This window comes from Affinundibacterium amnicola (assembly GCF_014284275.1).
Classification (GTDB): Bacteria; Pseudomonadota; Gammaproteobacteria; order Burkholderiales; family Burkholderiaceae_D; genus Undibacterium; species Undibacterium amnicola.
In genome coordinates, this window is sequence record NZ_JACOFU010000003.1 from 16,048 (window position 1) to 37,109 (window position 21,062).

Genomic DNA, 21,062 nt, shown 5'->3' on the forward strand with positions numbered 1-21,062 from the left:
TTCACGACACTTCGCGTGGCATTATTTGGGTTTTAAAACTCCCCAAAAAAAGTGATTTTGGAATTGCACTTAGGCGTTGGCCTGTAAAAACACTTTGTTGCTATTGAGTGTTGGCTTTTTGTGCTTTGTTAGACGTAATGGTAGGGTGGTGGGTTGATAGACTTTTTTATATAGTCAGTCAATACAATAGTTCCAAGTGCATTTAGTAATAACTGGATTAAACCCACCATACCCATCATCAACGATGGATGTTGCTATCGTCAGCATGACATTGGTTGTAACGAAACGCCTAAATAAATACGGCCGGCTGAAATTGATTTTCTCGCTATTCCTGGCCGTACTGCTAGATTATTAGCGAATTTGACTTCACTTAGTTGGTTATGATCACCGGCCTTTGATACCCAAATTACGTAATCATTGTATAAATCTCTTGCCATCGTTCTCCCGTCAGGAGTGAGTGTGCAGCGTTCGCTTAACCACTGACCCACAATGTCTTGGTCTTCACGGTAATTTTCTGTCGCACACCTGATTCTATGAGGAATATTCTGAAGGCCATGATTGTGCCAAGCGAGACATCCATTAATTAGCCATGCAAGGATGTGCTCCCGCTCCTCCAGTAATTTGGCGACTAGTGTTTTGTCTTGCTCATCCGCGGTAAAGATTTTGTCAAACGGAATTAGGCGGATGCGACGCCAGATACCATTGTCGATACCTTTCACAGTTGGTTTATGATTTCCAGCCATAAATATCTTGAATTGAGGTGTAAATTCAAATGGGTCTTTGTGCAACCGACGGCATTTAATTTTATCTTCACCGGTTAGCAGTTTGATTAAGGATTCCGACAACGCAGCACCCGACTCCGTTTCGCCAGACATTATTAAACGTGCGCCAACAAGATCTGCTAAATCTGGAGAGGGTGCAGAACCTGTGCGTTTTTGATTCATGAGTGTTTCCACTGCTACAGTTCGATAGTAGTCTCCCCAAATTTGTCTTAGTAATGACATCAATACACCTTTGCCATTTGATCCCGATCCAAATCCGAAGGAGAACATTTGTTCTTGCGTACTCCCGGTGAGTGAATACCCCAATAGTCGCTGAATCCATTCAATTAACTCTTGATCACCTAGAAAAATTTGATTGAGAAATCGAATCCATTTGATTGCATCTGCAGCATCACCAACGCGATTTACCATAAGTTTTTTTGTAATGAAGTCGCATGGTTGCGTGTTACGCACGTTGCCATTTCTTAGATCAACAAGCTGGCGCCCTTCATTAATTCCTAAGACGAAAGGGTCACTATCAATTGACGCTAAATCGATTCTTATATCAATTCGATCAGATAGCAAAGTCACTGCATTATCGATCGTTCTTCGTTCTCCGGATTTTCGTGCCCATTTCAAATAGTAGTCATTCTCAAGGGTTTTGACGCCTTCTCCGTAGATAATTTCAGGTAGTTGGCAGGCTAGTTCACGAGTACGACTTCCATCGTTATCCCATTCCCAACGATTAATTTCCCAGTGCAGCCAAGCTTTCATCTCAGGACAGTATTTAAGTTTTTTGTGATGCAGGTCGTACAGTCGTCCCGCGTTTCCAAGTTCGGTAAGTGGATGACCGTTAGTGCCATCTCGAATGTCTGCATTAGGCGCTCTAATTTTAGGTTTAGCTTGATTGCTTAAAGTGCTTGAGTAAGATGCCTGACTTAGGTGTTTTCCCTCCATAGATGGACTATAGTTTTTCGACGATGTTTTATTAGACCTTTTGGGCGATGACTCGCTTCGATTTTCTTTTGGAATAATTTGATTTCCATCACTTAATCTAGACCAGAAGTTCATCTTTGCACCATACAAAGAGTTACGTCCTCATATATTGCTTTCAATTGGACAAGGCGGCCTGTTTTTTGAGCCAGGTCTAATAAAACTTTAGATCCAGCCGATAGTGATCCGCATCCAGCCGGAACGATTTTCCTTGTGCAGTCGATATTTATAGGAACAGATACGGATCCAAATTCGGTGTCAAAGACCACCTGAATTTTTGAAAATCGAGGGCCTCCCCAAATTCCGGAAAGGCTAACCACTTCGATAGAAGCGATTATTGCGGGAATGATTTCAGCACGGGTGGGAAGTTTTATTTCATGGATGAACTTGGGTTCAAATTTTTTATCAAAATGCCACGCCGACTTCTCAGAAAATAATCCATGCGCAGCTATCAGTTGACGAGAATCCAATTTGCCTGCTTCATCCCGATACTTCGGCTGCCAGTCTTTACGACCATATCCAATGTCGACATATCCATTCGGATCTAGTGTGTTAAGTTTTAAGCAATATCGAACACCAGAAACTTGATGCTCGAAACCATCGGGTATTGGGTGCACAAGATTGACGTCAAACTCTTTTTGAACCCAATTTCGAAACTCTGAAATCCATAGGTTGTGAAACTCACTTGTGCGCGAGGAGGTATTTTTGAAGGAGTTCATATTATGTCTCCTGCTAATACTCGTTTAATGTCTGATACCGACCATGCAAGTCGCCGATTTATGCGAATCGGACGTATCGGACCGTTTTCAAAGCAAGCCCAAGTTCGCAAAGTTTGGCTTTTTCTTGTTAGGTGGAATGCCGCACATGCAGTCTCGACATGTGTGCGACTTTCTGTTTCTAGTGACGTGTAGTTATTAAGCCTGTTGTCAACTGACGAGCCTTGCGCTGAGTTGACCTGTTGACGTTGATTGTGCTTCATTTTGAATCACCTTTCCGTATCGCTACGTGTTGAAGATGATGCATTAGAAACCAAGGGGGGAGTAGGTTGACAAGAGTGTGTATGTAGGCTGTTTTTTACCTACTCCCACTTGCGTACATACTATGATTTCGCATCCGTAGCCTAGGAGGGTTTGAATTAACAGCTACGCTCCAAGCTTTTAAAAACGGATCATTGCCAGCGCCAAATAGTTTGGGATAATTGATTTTGCAGCTTGCCATTAATGATTGTTTCCCTCCATCTTCAATTTTTAACAGATCATGTCCCGCTTTTTTCGCCTCATAGATTATTGCTAAAATTTGCTGTTCTCTTTTTTTAAGTCGTTTTGAGGGATGTTCTGTTATTTGATTTGAACCAGATTCGATCGATTGATTTTCGCCCTCAGAGTTCACAATTGCTAATAAATCAGAAATTTTAAACAACCACTCCGAATCTGGAATCATCGTCGTCGTGTCTAGTTCGTGTTTTGTACCCTCTCGTACGCGCCCTACAAAAAATTCACGACTATTAAATGCCACTGGTATTTCATTTAGATTAGGATTTGAATGAATGATTTCAGTTGGTATAATTTCAATTTTATGTGGTATTAAAATGTCTGATTTCGATTTGTGCTGGCGTAAGTTAATTTTTGATTGCGGTTTTCCAAAATTTTCTGTTGTAGATGTAATATTTCTCTGGCAATTTGATTTGCTTTTAATAATTCCGTTGATGTAAATTTGAAAAACCGCTTTTGGGAAGAGCCAGGGAGACACCTCGTTTGAATATTCATGGAAAATACCAATGTTTCCCTTGTATTCGAAGTAAATTGGCGCAAGGCCTTTTTCGTTTAATTGCAATAAGTCATTTCTTGAAAACTCAATATTAGTTTTGCTGGAAATTAAGCGAATCGCTTCAGGAAACGTATAAAAATTCTTTGGCATAATTTATTGAATAATGCTCGAGTATAGAATGCTAGTAAATCTGCTTTTACGCTGTAAATTCGATCTGCGCCTCTTTCAACATCCAAGCCTCAATCTTGGTATGCCAAACGCGTAGCAAATCTAATGGTCGACGAATATAGTTTTGTTCTCTAACCCCTTGAGGTTTGTGCCCTTGAATTTGCGCTGCAATTCCCGCCGGTGTTTCTGTCCACTCACAGAGGCTAGCAAAAGAACGACGTAATCCATGAATTGATAGTGACAGCCCAGCAATCGTACAAGCTTTGTCATGTGGCTTACTGGGGTCGGATATTATTCCATCAGCAGACATGGGACTAGAAAACACCCACTGATTCCGGCGTGGAAGACTATAAAGTGTTTGCTCAATATAAGGAGTTAAAGGAATAGTTCTAAGGCCGTCAACTTTGTCTCGAATCGTTAAACTTTTCCACTTAAAGTCGATGTCCTCCCATTTAAGTAAGCGTATTTCTTCTCTCCTTGCGCCGGTAATCAAAAGGCACTGCAGATACGCGGACATAACTGGGTTCGCTATTTGTCGAACAGCGCTAAACCAAGAACGTAATTGTTCACGTTGAAGAACATCATTTTTTACTTTCGGCTTACCGAGATTCTCTCTAATCTTTTTACTCTTTGCCGTGTTCGCTTTTACAATCTGGCCATAAGTTTCGTGCTCTTCACACCAAGTCATAAAGGCCTTGAGCATTCTCCAGGCCAAGCGCGTTTGTGTTGGTCGGGTGCTTGATTCAGTTTCAGCCCACTTTTCAATTCGTTCGCTGGACAAATCGACTAATCGAAGTTTCGCGAGTGATGCTAGTGGGGCATCTTTCGTTACTTCTTTATTACTTTTCATTCTAGGGATGCCACCACATTTGATCATTTTTTCATGATCTGACTTGTGACGCTCCCCCCATTTGGTTTCGCGGTCTTTGATGTATATAGCCCATACCTCAGCTAAAGTGACTTTGTCTCTTAATTGAGCTGCTTCGAATTCAAGCTTTTCTAAAGTCGCTTTTGCTACGCTTTCTGCTTTGACTAAGCGTGGATCGATACCGTTGTCAGTTTGTATTTTATATTTATTTGCTTGGATTTGTGCCTCTTTTACGCTCCACGTTTTTGTGTTTCCAATTGTGATGCGAATGGTCTTGCCATTGATTCTGCTTTCAAAGATAAAGGATCTTGCGTCATTGGATGTGATCCTAAGACCCAGGGATGGTGTTTTTGCATCCCAAAAAATACTTTGCCCCTTGCCTTCTTCGCACTGAAAATTTTCAATTCTTTCTCGCGTAAAATTTTCTTTTTTCATGGTTAAAGAATCTCAGACTATGTAGGCGTTATGTAGGTTTTTAAAGTATATACCAAACAATTTTTATCAACACCAATAGATACTCTGAATTCATAGTTTGATTGAATCTCATAGCAGATGTGGATTTTCATCAACACAAATGAATAGCAATAAACTTTGATTTATTCGGACTCATAATCCGTTGGTACCGTGTTCGACTCACGGGAGGCCCACCAGAATTTAGGTATTTGAATTAAGCTCTTACGAGAAATCGTTGGAGCTTTTTTCATTTTTGTGGCTGCTTTCATTCAAGATGCTGACCTTGTAGGAAGCATCTAGATTAAATAAATCTTCATCATTTAATTGCTGAAATTTTCTGTTTGTTCCTTTGCGTTTTGTAAGATCGAACCGCATGTTGTGACATCAGAAATGTATAAACGGCACGGTGCGATCCAAGCAAATCTGATAATTGCTGGTGGATTGAGGACGCTCTGGCTGTCGTAATTGCAAGCTTAGTTGCATGGGTAACTACACTGCTAATGACGACTCATTAGCACGTATAGCACATGCACGTGAACCTACGGTCAATTTGAGTCGCTCAATTGCAGAGGGATTCAGTTGAAGGGTATTGTCAATGAATTCGCCGAGTGCCAATGTTGCGCAAAATCCTGCATGTTCCATATTCGCGACTAAACAGGCTTCGCCTTTCAAATCATGTGCTGTCCGCAACTCCACATCTTGCGCGGACACGACCGTGTTTAGCATTGCCACGCGCGCCTCTGCAATCGGTCCTCCATCAAAAATATCGATGAAGGAATCTACATCAAATCCTTCCGCCACCAAAATTCCAAATGGTAATTCTCCATCAGGATGTAATTGTCCCATCGCCCATTGAGCATCTTCGGCGAGTAAGGAAACGTAAATTGGTGAACGTGGCATTAATTCGGCGATGAAACTCTTGGATCTTCCACCAGTGCGTTGCTCAGCTTCAGGAAATGGCATTTTCAAGAAACGCCCACCTAATGCATTCCAAAATGGACTATTTCCAGCTTCGTCGCATAAGCCAGGATTTTCCGCGCCTATTCTTTCCGCAAACAAATGGGGAAAGTTTCTGACGAAAAGTAAGCGTCCGCGCGAAAGCAATTGTGGTGCTAGGGTCGCGCCATATTCCGGTTCGATGTAAAACGAGCTAAGCAAAGTGTGACCAGACAAGTCTTCGCATAGACGCAGCGTATGTTCTCGATTGCTGATGCCGAGTTCTTCACTCGCATGTACCGAGAATTCATTTCGATAACAGTAAAAACGCCGGTTGGCACTTGCGCTGGTGACGATGCCACTGGTGCCGACGACACGACCTGCCCGGAGATCTTCGAGAACGAAGTGGTAGATTTCATCGCCGCGCACTGGTTCGCTGCCTGCAAAGGCTTTCAGCGATCGTTCAAGTCGTTCCGCCAATCGTGTTCGGCCTGGTTTTAATGTATGAATGCCGAAAGTACTAGCTTTCGAGAAGCGCTCGATAGCATCGAGATCATCTAGTGTTGCGGGGCGTAACAGATAGTCCATGTGATTCATTGAATGTCCTCTTCGGCGTTTTTCGTCACGACTTGCGGCATGCTGTGGCGGGCGCGCTCTTCGCGCGGAGTGTAACCAAAATAATTACGGTAGGTGGTGGAAAAATGCGGGCCTGAAGTAAAACCACAAGCAAGCCCGACTTGCAGAATTGATTGCGTTGTTTGCTTCAATTGGCGACGTGCATGTTTGAGTCGTAACTCGAGATAATAGCGTGATGGAAATGTATCCATATGCTGGCGAAATAATCGTTCTAATTGTCTGCGCGACACACCGACTAATTGTGCGATATCTTCCGCTTGCAAAGGTTCGGCCAGATTGGCTGCCATCAGTTCTAACGCCTCTTTTAAGCGCGCCGATCCAAGTGCCGGTTGCGCTGATGCTGGTACCGGCTGACGTTCGTCGCTGCCACGTAATCTATCCAAACCTAGTCCCGCTGCTACCTCAGCGGCAAAAGTATTGCCATGACGCAGTTCAAGCCAATGCAAGAGTAAATCAAGCACTGCAGCACCTGCACCCGCACTGATTCTATTTCTATCGATCTCGAACAAACCCGGCGTGAATACAGTTACAGGGTAGCGTTTTATTGCATCTGCCAGAATCTGCCAATGAATGGCAGCACGGTGACCATCCAATAGGCCGTGTTCCGCGAGGATCTGTGCCGCTGTGCCACATGCACCTACCACGACCTCGCCAGTATATTGAGAGCGATGTAATCCTTGTACGAGATGCTCGCCGACGACATGGGAAATATGTTCATCGACACGTTCGTCAGCGATCAGCATGAGCAAGTCGACCTGTTGGTAATTTAGTTTGTCGAGTGATTCCGCTTTTAGTGAAATACCGCATTGCGTCAGAGCTTGCGCGCCATCTGCCGCATATTGTTCGATTTGATAAAGCAGCTCGCCACTTACTTCGTTGGCCGCCGCGAATACACTGCGTATCGCACCTAAGGCGAACAGTGAAAAACCAGGAAGCAATATCAACGAAACAGAAAAAGGCGTCGGCATGGATTCTTTCTTGGGAATGCTAGCTAGATTCTATATTCAATGACGACATCATGGACAATTCGATCGTGTTAAGCCGACAGCAGTGAGCCGCGCCGTACCGCTTGATGGCCTGCAACTTTGCTCAGACGGGTCCCAGGCGGCACAAAACGACGATTTTCGCGGGCAAAGTAAATTCCATCCACTGGCGATAACAATTGTTGCACCTCACCACTCAGCGGATCAATCAGATCGATCAGTGGGTCTCCAGCTTTGACGGTTTCGCCAAGTTCTCGCAAGTAGACGACCAGTCCGGCTGAAGGTGCGGTCAGCGGTATGCAACCAGCTAACGGAGTTGGTTCGCAGGCAGGTCGCATGGTTTGTGATAAAGGGCCGGCAATGATGCCTTGTAAGCGCAGAAAGTCGATCAATGCATTAGCATCGCGTTCAGCGACGTCGTGACTGACGTCGGTAAAGCCGCGTAACTCAACGGTCACCGCAAGACAGGCTAAAGGTATCGGAAATTCATTCCCAACCAAGGCTGCAATGTCCCACCAAATTCGTGAACAAGCTTCGTCAAAAGGGTCATCTCCGGAATTAGTCTCCAGTAAGGCGACCTGCGCATCGAGCAATCCTGCCAATGGTGCAACGCGATCCCATAATGGTGTTCCGGTATAGAGATGTAGTACCGATTCACAGTCGCAATGTAAATCGAGTACCACATCGGCATCGGCCGCGAGACGCATTAGCGCTAGTCGTTGTGCAGATAACTCGTCTATGGTGGTTTGTTCTTTCAGATAATCGCGAATCGCTGTTCGTATCAGTTTTTGGTTTGCGTGTGGATCAGAGCTTAGTTGAGATCTGACGCGCTCTAGTACCTCTTCTGATAAATTGTGAAACAGGCGATTGAAATTTTGTCCGGTTCGCAGATCAAAGCGGCCTTGGCTGGTGCCCAGCAAGGTTTGTGCGAGTCCGATCGGATTTGCGGTGGGTACTAAGATGACTTCACCAAGTAGCTGACCTTGTTGCTCAAGCTCGGTAAGCTGATTTCTCAGGTGGTGAGCGACCAGCATACCAGGTAGCTCGTCAGCATGAAGTGATGCTTGAATATAAGCCTTGCGGCCAGTTCCTTCTTTTCCAAATCGCAAAAACGGCAGCGCCCGACTAGTGCCGGCGGCAGGCGAGGGGAGGGGAATTGATATGAGTTCCATGAGAGGTTTCAGTTCCCTGTCAAATAATCAGCGGCCAGGCTAGCGAGTGCGCGTACGCCAGTCAGTAAGGCACCTTCGTCAGGATTGAAACGAGGTGAATGGTTCGGTGCCCAGTCTGCAGGGGGTGTGCCAGGCGGGTTGACACCGAGAAAAAATAACATTGTTGGGATACGTTGTCCGTAAAAAGAAAAATCCTCAGAAGTTGTGGTTGGCGGTATGTCCGTCAGAACCGCATTACCTGCTACACGGCGCAAACTTGGCAGCATTTTTGTGGTGAGGTCTGGGTCGTTCCATGTCACCGGATAACCAGCATCAATGCTCACTTCTGCTGTCGCGTTGGAAGCGAAAGCAAGGTTCTCTGCGGTACGCTTAAGTTGTGCCAGCATCTGATCGCGCACGGCGGGGTCAAAACTACGCATGGTGCCACTCATTTTGACTTCGCCCGGAACGATGTTCGCTCTTTGTCCACCATGTATAGTGCCAACGGTAATGACAGCTGGCGCAACTGTGAGATTGGTTTGCCTGCTGACGATAGCTTGCAGCCCCAATACGATCTGCGCCGCGACCACTACCGGATCGACGCCATTCCATGGTAAAGCACCATGCGTTTGGCGACCTTTGACGACAATATCAAAGGTATCACTGCCTGCCATCAAGCCGCGTGTACGTAGCGAAAGTGTGCCAGTTGGTTGAGGCGTGATGCCGACATGCAAACCGAACATGGCATCGACTTTAGGATGGTCGAGGACGCCTGCTTTCACCATGCGCTCTGCGCCATTTGCCGCATTTGCGACACCTTCTTCCGCTGGTTGAAATATCAGTTTAACGGTACCGGAAAGTTGTCCGCGCAGATCGGCGAGTACACGCGCCGCACCTAATAGCATCGCTACATGCATGTCATGACCACAGGCATGCATTAAGGCGACTTCGGTGTTGCCTTGTTTGATTCGTTGTTTCGACGCAAACGGCAGGCCGGTGTCTTCCGCAACAGGCAGACCATCCATGTCTGCACGTAATGCAAGCACAGGGCCTGGTCGGCCAGTATTGAGCAAGCCAACAACGCCAGTTCCTGCGACGCCACGACGCACTTCGTAGCCCATGCGCGCAAGCTCAGTTGCGACGAGGTTCGCAGTGCGATGTTCTTGAAATGCGAGCTCTGGATGTGCGTGTAAATCGCGTCGCCAGTTAATCACTTCAGGTAATACACGTGCCGCAGCGACATCCAGCATTGCGTGATCAAACAAACGCTGTTGTGCCATGAGGCTAGCGCTCTGCGTACATAGTGCAGTGGAAAGTATGAGCAGACAGAAATGTCGCAGGTTTCGCATAGCCATTACCATGATTTGTAGTGTGGAGTGTTCATACGTATTGGTCGCACGTCGAGTCGCGCATCAAACACTGAATAGTCTTTGCCGTCGATGCCTGTACTCTCCCAAGCACGTGTACGTTCATCCCGCCGTAACAAAAACTCAAAGCCGAGATCAGGTGCGGGATCGTCCTTGGCAGGAAGCAGGCTGAAGGCAAAACCAATGACGTGATCGAAATTGCCATCCACCAGTTGTGATAAGGCACGTTGAATGGCGTTTTCACCCAAGATGTCGGGGAAATCGAGACGCGGATTTTCCAGTTCAGGAACAAAACCAGGCTGCCTGAATTTTAGTTCTCCTTTGCCGCGCTTAGCGGGAAAAACACTGGCTTGTGCATTGGCTAAATCATAATGGTCGCCATTATCCAGATAAGAAATGCGAATATTGCTCACATTGACGGGACCTGGCGTTATCGTCGCATCACGCAGATCAATTAAAAGTGCACCGGTAGCGCCGACGATTTCGACGTCGCTGCCGCGAATCACGGCAGCGGTATTTTCATCGATGCCTAAACCAATCTTATAACCTTTAGCGAGCATGGCAGCGAGCAGGCGACCAATTCTTCCGCGTTTAAGAAAATGTTGATCAATAAAAATTTCTTCGCCAGCAAATCCTAAGCCGCGTTCTATTTCTTTACCATCTCTCAATAAGCCTTTGAGCACTAATAGCGGATTGAGTGCATCACGAAACATGACATTGCTCATAATTGCCGCACCCGCGCTCGTTCCAACTACCACACCACCACGTGCTTGTAATTCACGTACAGCTTGCAGCACTGGCGATGCCACGCCATTTGGATTGAGTACATCGGCATAACGTTCTTGCGCACCACCGGTAAAGTACACGCCATTCGCCGCGCGAATTTTCGCGACATTGTCAGGATCAGCTGCGGCGCGGCGCGCTGACTCAAGATTTTCTCCTGGCCATTGCGGTGCGATTTTCAGCAATTCTACTTGCGCACCACGGCGTCTGAGTTCATGTGCGGCATTTTCACCTGTTGCAATCGGATTTCCTGAGGAAGTCGGAATGACGACAAATTTCGCCCCCTTACCGCCGGCAAGTTCTACCAAGCGCTGTCGCAACTCGTCATTATCGCCACGCACCGCTCCCCCCATAGGAACAACGATTCCTGGTATTGGCTGGAACGAAGGTTTTGTTGAAGTTTGTTCGGCGTGTACAAAATTAGTTGTCAAATTCGCTGCGAGCAGCGCCACTATAGTTAGGGATTTCAAAGGATAGGCCTTTCGCTAAGAACTCATTGAAGCGGATGTTGCCATCAATCTGTCCTCTTCTGACATGTAGGGAGTGATCTTTGCGCACATTAGTAAATGCATGTCGCACTGTCGGAAGTTTGCAACACTCTATGCCGAACAACATTGCAAGAATGCGACACCAGCTTCTCACTGTGCGACCCAATCGAATAATAGGAAACCCAAGAAACTGAACACTGCTTACACTGAAGACGTTCCAAAGTTGCGCAGGGGCACTGCAAGCACGGTGCTTGCGTCTAATACACACATTTTCGAGGATTTTTCGCATGAAACTAGCCAGCAAGCCTGCGGCGTTGGTATTCCGCCGCTCCCGATGCACCCATGCAGTATTACTCGCTCTGAGCGTCTTGAGCACGAACGTTGTCGCACAATCTTTGCAGCGTGTCGAAGTCACAGGTTCCAGCATCAAGCGTATTGAAGGCGAAACAGCATTGGCAATCGAAACCATCAAACGCGAAGATATTGACAAGACCGGGGTGACAACGGCTGCTGAATTGCTGCAGAAGATATCTTCAAATGTTGGCGGACTCACTGATGGCACTAGCGTCAGCGATGTGATGGGTGGGCAGCGTGGATTTAACGGCGCTAATCTGCGTGGACTCGGTGTCTCTAGTACCTTGGTGTTGCTCAATGGTCGCCGACTCGCCAACTTTGCCAGCCCTGGTGATAACTCTGGTGTCGATCTGAATAGTATTCCCGCTGGCGCGATTCAGCGCGTGGAAGTGTTGAAGGATGGTGCTTCAGCGATCTACGGTACGGATGCGATGGGCGGGGTGATTAACTTTATCACGCGCAAGGATTATCAAGGTGCGGACATCAATGTTTATGCGTTAAATACATCTGAAGGTGGTGGCGGTAAAAAAACCGCTTCTATTTCTGGCGGCTTCGGTGATCTTGGAAAAGACCGTTTTAATGTATTTGGTGCTTTAGATGTTCAGCGAATGGAACGCCTTGCCACTTCAGAGCGCAAGTTTATGCAGGAATATAGCTTGCCTGATCGTTTATCACCTCAGTTATCGAGCACCTCATTTCCAGCCAACGTTGATTTAAGCGCAGCCCAGCTTGCTGCACTCAATAACTCCTCTTATTTATTTGGTTCTGGGCCTGGCGGTAAGTGGTTGCCTTCACCAGGCCGACGCGTGAGTTTTGGTAAAGCTGCCTGTGTCGATGGCAGCCCGAATGTTGTTCGCCCACTTGGCCCAGGCGGTACGGAGGGCTGTTCGTTTAATTACATGGGGGATTCGGAAGTCTATCCAAAGAGCGAAAAACAAAGTTTTATTGGTCGCGCGACTTTCTTGGTTTCGGATGATCATCAACTATTTTTCGAAGCCTTGAAGAGCAAAGCGGTGACAGCATATGCTGCGTCGCCTGCGACCTCAGGTAGCATCAACGGCACCAGTACGGGAATTTATTTGCCCAAAGATTTGCAAGCCAAAACCGGTATCACGACGCCTGTGAATTTCCGCTTTCGCTTAACTGACGCAGGACGTCGCACCACTGAGGTCACCAGTGAAAGCTCGCGTATTGTATTGGGTGCCAATGGTCGTATTGGTAGCTGGGATTACGATACGGCTTATAACCATAGCGTCAATGAAGCGACAGATCTCGATATCGATGGTTGGGTATCACGCTCTAAACTGCTGGATGGTATCGCTAAAGGTCTATATAACCCATTCGTCGCGCCAACTGATGACTCTGGCAAAAAATTTATGAACTCGATTAAGATTTCGGGGGCTGCGCGTATTTCTCAAGGCACGAGCGATAGTTTTGATGGTAAATTGACTCGCTCCTTGATGGCTATGGCGGGCGGTGATGTCATGTTGGCTCTCGGTGCGGAATTACGTCGTGAAAAAACGGAATTCACATCGACTGCTGCGTTAAAAACGAATGATGTGCAAGGCGACCGTTCCAGCTCCGATGAATTGCTCGCAGATTCATCGAATTCACGAGATATTGCTGGTTTTTACGCAGAAGTGAATGCACCATTTACCAAAGAATGGGAAGGTCAATTTGCGGTACGTTACGATCACTACAAAGGTGTTAAAGATCCACTGTCAGGATTGACTTCACAAAATCTCGATACGACTAATCCCAAGATCGCTCTTAGCTATCGTCCAAGCAAAGCGATGTTAGGTCGTGCTTCTTTCGGTACTGGTTTCCGGGCACCTTCGATTTCTGAAATGTTCTTGCCGGTGCGTTCCGGTACGATCGCGAGTTTTGTGAAAGATCCAGTTTCAGGTGAAATCGCGCAATTTGATTTGGATCGCTATGGTAACCCTTTGCTCAAACCAGAAAAGTCAAAACAATTCTCGATTGGTTTGGTTTTGGAACCTAATCAAAACTGGAACGGTAGTATTGATTATTGGATGATTCGCAAGACCGACATTATTTCAGAAATTGGCGAGCAGACTGTTTTTGATAATCCGGTTTACTACAATAATCCGAACATTGTTATTCGTGATTCCGATGGATTTGTGTCCTATTTGCAGTTTAAGAAAGAGAACCGTGGCAAGTTAAATACCTCGGGCTTTGATCTGGCACTCAACTGGCGTGGTGATGCCACTTCTATTGGTCGCTTCAGTGCTAATCTCGGCGCCACATATTTGACTGAGTATAAGTTCCAGTCCGACCCAAATTCGCCATTGACGAATGGTCTTGGTGTGTTCCGTGACGATAAGGCTGTCCAGCGTTGGCGTCATAAGCTCAATCTTGATTGGGCATATGGTCAACTTAATCTGACTTTGGGTAACACTTACTTTGCTGGGTATCGTGATCAAAATATTCCGGGCTTGGCAGATGCTGGTTGGAACGATCGTGATGTCGAAGCTTATTCCTTATGGGATTTGTCTGGCAGCTATGCGTTCACCAAGAACTTGAAGCTGCGTGCTGGTGTGATCAATCTGTTAGATACACCGCCGCCATTTACGAATCAGTCACGCTACTTCCACGTGACTTGGGATCCGACTTATGGTGATCCGCGTGGACGTTCATTCTTTGTTAATTTGCAGTATAAATTTAAGTAGATCGAATTACCTCCCCCAGCCCTTTGCGCCCCACTCAGGTGGGGCTTTTTTATAAGAGGGAAAACTGCCTGAACTGTTAGCCGGAGCTACAAGCATGAGCAACAAGCCAAGTACATTTAAAGTTCCCAATACCCTGATCATCTTGCTCTTTGGCGCGCTATTGATTGCCTTGGTGGTACCTTGGGTATCGGCAGGTTATTTTGAAAAAGGTGTTCCAATTTCGCTCGAATCTTATCGGGTCGCAGAACATAACATCAGTATTTCGGTGTTTGGTACAGGTAAGGAAATTGGCTTTCTCAACGCGCCATTTGAAGGCATGACATCAGGTAGTCGTGGCGGTTCTGCAATTGGTGTGATCGCTTTCATTCTGTTGGTCGGTGGTGCATTTGGTGTTATCAATGCGACCGGCGCAGTTGATCGTGGTTTGTTACGTCTGATTGCGATTACCGGACATCATCCACGTTTGTTGTTGGGATCTTTATTCGCTGCTTTTGCCACGGGTGGTGCTGTATTTGGCATGGGCGAGGAAACCATCGCCTTCTTGGCCTTATTGTTACCGCTGATTTTGCGTATGGGTTATCCGCCCGAAGTTGGGGTGATGATTACCTATGTCGCCAGTCAGATCGGCTTCGGTACCTCATGGATGAATCCGTTTGGAGTCGCTTTGGCGCAAGGCATCGCCAACGTGCCGCTACTGTCAGGCGCCCCTTTGCGCATTGCCATGTTCTTTATATTTGTCAGCACCGGGATCGCATTTACGCTCTGGTATGCGCAACGTCATCGTACCGAGGTTGAGTTGGGAGCCGATGGAAAAATTGCGATTCCATTGGATACGCCACCACTTGCATTTGCGGATCGATTGATCCTTGCTGGTATCGTTGCGACTATCGTCTGGATCGTTTGGGGTGTCGTCACTGCGGGTTACTTTATTCCAGAAATTGCGACTCAGTTTGTCAGCTTATGTTTCTTCGCTGCGATTGTCGCCATTATTGCCAAACGTTTGACCGCCGATGCAGCAGCCGAAGCTTTTGTTGGTGGAGCGCAGCAACTCATGTCGGCGGTGATGGTGATTTCTTTGGCGAAAGGGATCGAATATTTATTGGGGGGCGCGAATCCACACGCGCCTTCGGTTTTGAATACCTTTTTGCACAGCATGGGAACTATGTTAGAAACTTGGCCTGCGCAGATGGCGGCACAAGGTATGTTGGCAGTACAAACGATGTTCACCTTTGTGATCCATTCCGGTAGTGCGCAGGCAGCGATTAATATGCCCCTAATGTCTGGCCTTTCCGATTTGGTCGGTGTGACGCGGCAAACAGCTGTGTTGGCCTACCAATTAGGTAATGCCATGGCGAATATGAGCGTGCCAACTGGCGCAATTTTGATGGCGTCTTTAGGCGTCGCTGGCGTGCCTTGGACGCGTTGGTTTGGCATTATTTGGCGTTTCCAATTATTGATCTTGCTGATGTCAATGGCGATGGTGGCTTTTGCCGTAACGATTGGTTATGCCTGAGGAGTTTGAAAATGGATCAACAATTTCTGCATTGTTCAGTACCGATTTCTCCGGCAGTTGATGCGCACATTCCGGTTCTGCATCGCATCGACTTGATCACAGTACGTTTACCGTTTGTAAAGCCTTTTGCTACCAGCGTCCATACTTGGGCTGTAAAAGAAGCCTTGTTGTTACGACTAGAATCGGATGGCGTGGTGGGGTGGGGCGAATGTGTGGCTGATCCCGATCCTTTTTATGCCAGTGAAACGACGCAAACCGTACGTCATATTTTTAAGGAATTTCTATTGCCATTGCTGACGCCTGGACAAACCATCGGTGAGTTGCTGCAACGTTGGAGTCCTGTGCGGGGACATGGCATGGCAAAAGCGATGGTCGAAAACGCTTTGCTGGACTTGATCGCTCGACAGCAAGATCGCCCTTTGCACGCCTTATTGGGATTCTCAGAAAGGCGCATACAGTCGGGCATTAGTTTGGGCATTCAAGAATCAATTCCAGCATTGCTAGAGGCAGTGGCAGAAGCGACAAGTCGACCCTATCACCGTGTGAAGCTGAAGATCATGCAAGGTAAAGATATTGCGTGGGTGGGCGCGGTGCGCGCTGCCTATCCAAAGCTGACGCTGATGGCCGACGCCAATGGTGACTATGGCCTTGAACACGCAACACACTTGCGCCAACTTGATGCTTTTCATTTGACGATGATAGAGCAACCTTTGTCTTACAGCGATATCGTCCAACATGCTGCGTTACAAGGTGAGCTGGCTACGCCACTGTGTTTGGATGAATCGATTCACAACCTTGACGATGCCCGTTCGGCGCTGGCACTGAAGGCCTGCGGTGTCATCAATATTAAGCAGGGACGAGTCGGCGGCATGATCGAGTCGCTGCGTATTGCCGCTTTGTGCCAGCAGGCTGGCATCGCTGTTTGGTCTGGCGGTATGGATGAAACGGGCATAGGTCGCGCTTTCAATCTCCAACTACAGACTGCACCGGGCTTTAACTTGCCAGGAGACACCTCAGAAACGGCACGTTATTTTAACCAAGACATCGTTGCACCATCTGTGGTTTTGGCAGATGATGGCTTCATTGATTTACCTAAGGGGCCTGGCATAGGCGTCACTGTGCTGGAAGACCGTGTGGCGCGCTTTACTTTGGCGCGTGAGTCAATTCTTTAATAAGTTCTCGACCTCATGTGGCATCCCTTGGGTAGATCGCACACTAAGCGTGCATTTAATTGACTATTTTTTAGAGTAGGTTTTTTGATAACCATGATCGAAAAATAGTTCTGGACATGCATGGTGTTATAATGCGCCCTGTTGAATTTCTTCCACGCCTTACTCTTTGCTGACGCAACATCACAAATTTCCACCTTTGATGCAGTGTTAGACCCGCGGGAGGCACACTATGCATAACATGACCGAAACCTCTGTTCCAACGGTTGCCGAACTGGCTGCTGATACTCTTCGATTTGATTCTTTTGGCTTGGCGCCAGAAATTTTGCGCGCACTGAATGATCAGGGTTATGTGCATCCAACGCCAATTCAGGCACAGGCAATCCCTGTGGTGCTGCAAGGTCGAGATGTGATGGGCGCAGCACAGACAGGAACTGGTAAAACAGCCGGTTTTTCGTTACCGATTATTCAGTTGTTGATGGCACATGCCAATACCAGCGCATCACCAGCGCGCCATCCTGTAAGAGCATTGATTTTAACGCCTACGCGTGAATTGGCTGATCAAGTGGCAGAAAACGTGAAGGCGTATTCACGACATACACCATTGCGTGCGACGGTTGTGTTTGGTGGTGTGGATATGGCGCCGCAGACGGCAATATTGCGCAATGGTGTGGAAATTGTTATCGCAACGCCAGGTCGCTTATTGGATCACGTCGCTCAAAAATCTGTGAATCTTTCACAGACGCAGATTCTGATTATGGATGAAGCGGATCGTATGCTGGATATGGGATTTCTCCCTGATTTACAGCGCATCATTAATTTACTGCCTAAGCAGCGTCAGAATTTGATGTTCTCTGCGACATTCTCGCCCGAGATTAAGAAATTGTCGGCAAGTTTCTTAAATGACCCGGTCACGATAGAAGTGGCGCGTAGTAATGCGACAGCAGAAAATGTTACCCAAGTTTTGTATAAAGTTCAGGAAGATGAAAAGCGTGATGCAGTTGCTTTCATTATTCGTGAACGTGGATTAAAGCAAGTCATTGTATTCTCGAATACCAAGATAGGTGCCTCGCGTGTCGCGGTACATTTGGTGAAGCAGGGCATTAAGGCTACCGCTATTCATGGGGATAAATCTCAGCAAGAACGCATGGCCGCTTTAGAAGCCTTCAAACGTGGTGAAGTCGAAATTCTGGTCGCTACCGATGTGGCTGCGCGTGGTCTAGATATATCTGAAATGCCATGTGTGATTAACTTCGATTTGCCTTATAACGCCGAAGATTACGTGCACCGAATTGGTCGCACCGGGCGCGCTGGCGCAAAGGGTGATGCGATTTCTTTGCATACTGATAAAGACGAACGTTTGTTGGTTGATATCGAAAAATTGATTAAGCAAAAAATCGTGCGTTTGCAACTGGCTGGATTTATCGCTACTTCTTTGCACACAGAACGTAAATCAGCAAGTTTTGCGGATCGTCCAGAGCGTAGTCCACGCCCAGCTGAGCGTACGGCGGAACGTCCTGTGCGTAGTTATCAGCCACCACGCGAAAAAGTGGATCCATGGTTTTTGAAACCCTATGAGCCAAGTGCTAGTCCGGCGCCAAGTAAACCTTTATTGAGTAATGCCACAAACGAAGTGTTGAAACCGCAAAAGAAAGCGGCACTGTTAGGCGGGTTCGTGAAAACCAACTAAATCGAAAATGCAAATTGCTTCAATAAAAAAAGCAGAAAACAAGATTTGTTTTCTGCTTTTTTTTATTGTTAAGCCTGAGTGCTTAATGAATAGATTAATCAATAGATTCGATGGCCTTAGTAGCAGGAAATGTCTGACGACATTATCGTATGCCCATTTTGTTCGCCCACAATGTGGTCGCAACTGACCAAAACTCAGCGACGCTTGATGGTGTCGATGTGAGTGGCAGATCCAGAAATCGGGCGGCTGGAATTAAGGCGTCTTGCAAGATATCGTCATTTCCAAGATCAAATGCCACAGCGCCAGTTTGTTTGGATAGTTTTTCTCCGGCGGAATTTGTAACCACAGGTACATGCAAATAGCGTGGTGTGGGATAGCCAAGTAATTGTTGTAGGTAAATTTGTCTGGCGCTGGAATCGAGTAAATCTGCGCCACGCACAACATCGGTGATTCCCTGTAAGGCGTCATCGACCACCACGGCTAATTGATAAGCCCAAAATCCGTCAGCACGCTTCAAAACAAAGTCACCGACTGCAGAGCTTAAATCTTGGCGCTGTGGACCAAGCAAGCGATCCACAAATTCAATTTGCGCTGCCGAGCCATCAGGCACGCGTAGCCGATAGGCGCGTGCTGCTTTATTATTGGCGATACCTGCACGACAGGTGCCAGGATAAATCTGCGAATCAGATAAGCCTGCACGTAAGCGAGAGTCGGCAATTTCTTTGCGTGAACAACTGCAAGCAAATACGTGATCGGCTAATTGATCTAAGGCAGATTGATATAAAGCGCTGCGTTGACTTTGCCAAAGAATTTCTTCATCACTATGCATGCCGCAACGCTGTAGTGATTGCAAGATGGCCTGATCTGCACCGGCAACATTGCGATCGAAATCAACATCTTCTATTCTTACCAGCCAGCTTCCTTGATGCGCCTTCGCATCCAGATAGCTTGCCATTGCGGCGACTAATGAACCGAGATGTAAGGGGCCAGTGGGTGAAGGGGCGAAACGACCGCGATAACTAGACATAGTGTGATGTGATACTCAGGCAAGACAGCTAGAAAATCTCGTCTAAATCATGACTTGTGATCTAAGAAGGAAGCTCAATATAGCGCTGCCAAGCAAGGCAGCGCCACATTCTTAATTGATCTTGCTAGTTTATGCCGAGGCAGCATTTTGAACATCCTGTTCAGTAGTTTCGCGCGACAACTTTTTGCAATGCGGACAGGATTTTCCTGCAATGTACCAAGGTGATAATTGTTCGCGTGGTGTGACAACAGCGCGACAGGCATAGCATTGCGTGGTGTCGGTAGCTTCGAGCTTAGGATTGAGCGCTGTACGATAATCGAATACAAAACAGTCGCCGTGATAGTGATCCCCGCCGACTTCTTCAAAATACTTCAAGATGCCGCCTTCGAGTTGGTACACGCTGTCGAAGCCGACATTTTGCATGTGAATCGCCGCTTTCTCGCAGCGAATGCCACCGGTACAAAAGGTCACGACAGTTTTGTCATTCAGTGCTTCGCGATTCGCTTCAATGACAGCCGGAAATTCGGTAAATTTTGTAATTCGATAGTCAATCGTGTTGTCGAAACTGCCGACATCCACCTCAAAATCATTGCGGGTATCGACCATGACAACGGGCTTACCGTTATCGTCATGTCCTTGATCAAGCCAGCGTTTCAATGTCTTTGCTTCGACGGAAGGGGCGCGACCATCTTCAGGTTTGATCAGCGGCATGCGCATAGTAATAATTTCTGGCTTTAATTTGACCAATAACTTGGTGAATGGTTGACGGTCAGAAAAGCTCTCTTTCGCAACGATGTCAGAAAATCTGGGGTCGGTGTGCAGCCAATCCATATAGGCATCGATTTCATGACGTAAACCCGCCAAGAACATATTGATTCCCTCTGGTGTGAGTAAGATGGTGCCTTTTAAATTGAGCTCCTGACATTTATCGATAAAGTCTTGGCGTTTTTCAGCCGTATCGTTAAAGGTAATAAATTTATAGGCTGAAATATTGACGTAGGGTGTGTCGGAGGATTGCATGAATAATTTAAATGAGATTGAAGTAAGTCTTTGATTTGGCAGCATTATAAGACGAAATGGAGGCATTCGTCTCGCTTCAGATGGGCGGACTGCTCCTTAGACAAATCATTATGAGCAGCCATTTGATTTTTAAGCCAGTCAGCTTAGGCAATGAAGCCCAAGAGAATTACATGTCAACGATGAATTTTTAATTTGTAAAAAACCTACTTGACATGTAAAAATCGCTATTTTGGTAACGATGAATT

Annotated in this window: 15 protein-coding genes; 4 read left to right on the forward strand and 11 right to left on the reverse strand. The window is 46.7% G+C overall.

Annotated elements, in window-relative coordinates; translation table 11 throughout:
* Positions 1-260: 260 nt before the first annotated feature.
* From H8K33_RS08140 to H8K33_RS08180, 9 genes are all read right to left on the reverse strand, one after another.
* On the reverse strand, positions 261-1,832 hold the full coding sequence (locus tag H8K33_RS08140) for a DNA primase family protein (protein ID WP_186890533.1): 1,572 nt from the start codon (positions 1,830-1,832) through the stop codon (positions 261-263).
* Entirely contained in the window at positions 1,829-2,473 is a 645-nt protein-coding gene (locus tag H8K33_RS08145; protein ID WP_186890534.1) for a hypothetical protein, read from the reverse strand. Before H8K33_RS08145 ends, H8K33_RS08140 begins: the two co-directional genes overlap by 4 nt.
* 355 nt (positions 2,474-2,828) lie before the next feature.
* Positions 2,829-3,671 (reverse strand): hypothetical protein, encoded by an 843-nt coding sequence (locus H8K33_RS08150; protein ID WP_186890535.1) that lies wholly within the window; start codon positions 3,669-3,671, stop codon positions 2,829-2,831.
* A gap of 46 nt (positions 3,672-3,717) precedes the next feature.
* Complete coding sequence (locus tag H8K33_RS08155) at positions 3,718-4,992, reverse strand: tyrosine-type recombinase/integrase (RefSeq protein ID WP_186890536.1); 1,275 nt, start codon at positions 4,990-4,992, stop codon at positions 3,718-3,720.
* 507 nt (positions 4,993-5,499) lie between these two features.
* Complete coding sequence (locus tag H8K33_RS08160; RefSeq protein ID WP_186890537.1) at positions 5,500-6,543, reverse strand: arginine N-succinyltransferase; 1,044 nt, start codon at positions 6,541-6,543, stop codon at positions 5,500-5,502.
* Positions 6,540-7,550, reverse strand: a complete 1,011-nt coding sequence (locus H8K33_RS08165) for a GlxA family transcriptional regulator (protein WP_186890538.1) — start codon at positions 7,548-7,550, stop codon at positions 6,540-6,542. The genes H8K33_RS08160 and H8K33_RS08165 overlap by 4 nt, the downstream gene beginning before the upstream one ends.
* Before the next feature lie 68 nt (positions 7,551-7,618).
* The gene (locus H8K33_RS08170) at positions 7,619-8,737 is read right to left on the reverse strand and encodes a succinylglutamate desuccinylase/aspartoacylase family protein (RefSeq protein ID WP_186890539.1); all 1,119 of its coding nucleotides are present in this window, start codon (positions 8,735-8,737) and stop codon (positions 7,619-7,621) included.
* 8 nt (positions 8,738-8,745) lie between these two features.
* Positions 8,746-9,996, reverse strand: coding sequence for a M20 metallopeptidase family protein (locus tag H8K33_RS08175; protein WP_222613355.1), 1,251 nt, complete (start codon positions 9,994-9,996; stop codon positions 8,746-8,748).
* 74 nt (positions 9,997-10,070) lie between these two features.
* Entirely contained in the window at positions 10,071-11,297 is a 1,227-nt protein-coding gene (locus tag H8K33_RS08180) for a cyanophycinase (protein ID WP_186890541.1), read from the reverse strand.
* 344 nt (positions 11,298-11,641) lie between these two features.
* On the opposite strand from H8K33_RS08180, the gene H8K33_RS08185 reads away from it, so the two are divergent.
* From H8K33_RS08185 to H8K33_RS08200, 4 genes are all read left to right on the forward strand, one after another.
* Complete coding sequence (locus H8K33_RS08185) at positions 11,642-14,398, forward strand: TonB-dependent receptor (protein WP_186890542.1); 2,757 nt, start codon at positions 11,642-11,644, stop codon at positions 14,396-14,398.
* Positions 14,399-14,492: 94 nt separating this feature from the next.
* Positions 14,493-15,911, forward strand: coding sequence for a transporter permease (locus H8K33_RS08190; protein ID WP_186890543.1), 1,419 nt, complete (start codon positions 14,493-14,495; stop codon positions 15,909-15,911).
* Between the two features lie 11 nt (positions 15,912-15,922).
* Positions 15,923-17,083 (forward strand): o-succinylbenzoate synthase, encoded by a 1,161-nt coding sequence (gene menC, locus H8K33_RS08195; RefSeq protein WP_186890544.1) that lies wholly within the window; start codon positions 15,923-15,925, stop codon positions 17,081-17,083.
* A 238-nt stretch (positions 17,084-17,321) separates the two neighbouring features.
* Positions 17,322-18,770, forward strand: a complete 1,449-nt coding sequence (locus tag H8K33_RS08200) for a DEAD/DEAH box helicase (protein ID WP_186890971.1) — start codon at positions 17,322-17,324, stop codon at positions 18,768-18,770.
* A gap of 142 nt (positions 18,771-18,912) precedes the next feature.
* Here the strand turns inward: H8K33_RS08200 and gluQRS are convergent, their stop codons facing one another.
* Complete coding sequence (gluQRS, locus tag H8K33_RS08205; protein WP_186890545.1) at positions 18,913-19,797, reverse strand: tRNA glutamyl-Q(34) synthetase GluQRS; 885 nt, start codon at positions 19,795-19,797, stop codon at positions 18,913-18,915.
* Between the two features lie 129 nt (positions 19,798-19,926).
* Positions 19,927-20,817, reverse strand: a complete 891-nt coding sequence (locus tag H8K33_RS08210; RefSeq protein ID WP_186890546.1) for a sulfurtransferase — start codon at positions 20,815-20,817, stop codon at positions 19,927-19,929.
* Positions 20,818-21,062 lie beyond the last annotated feature (245 nt).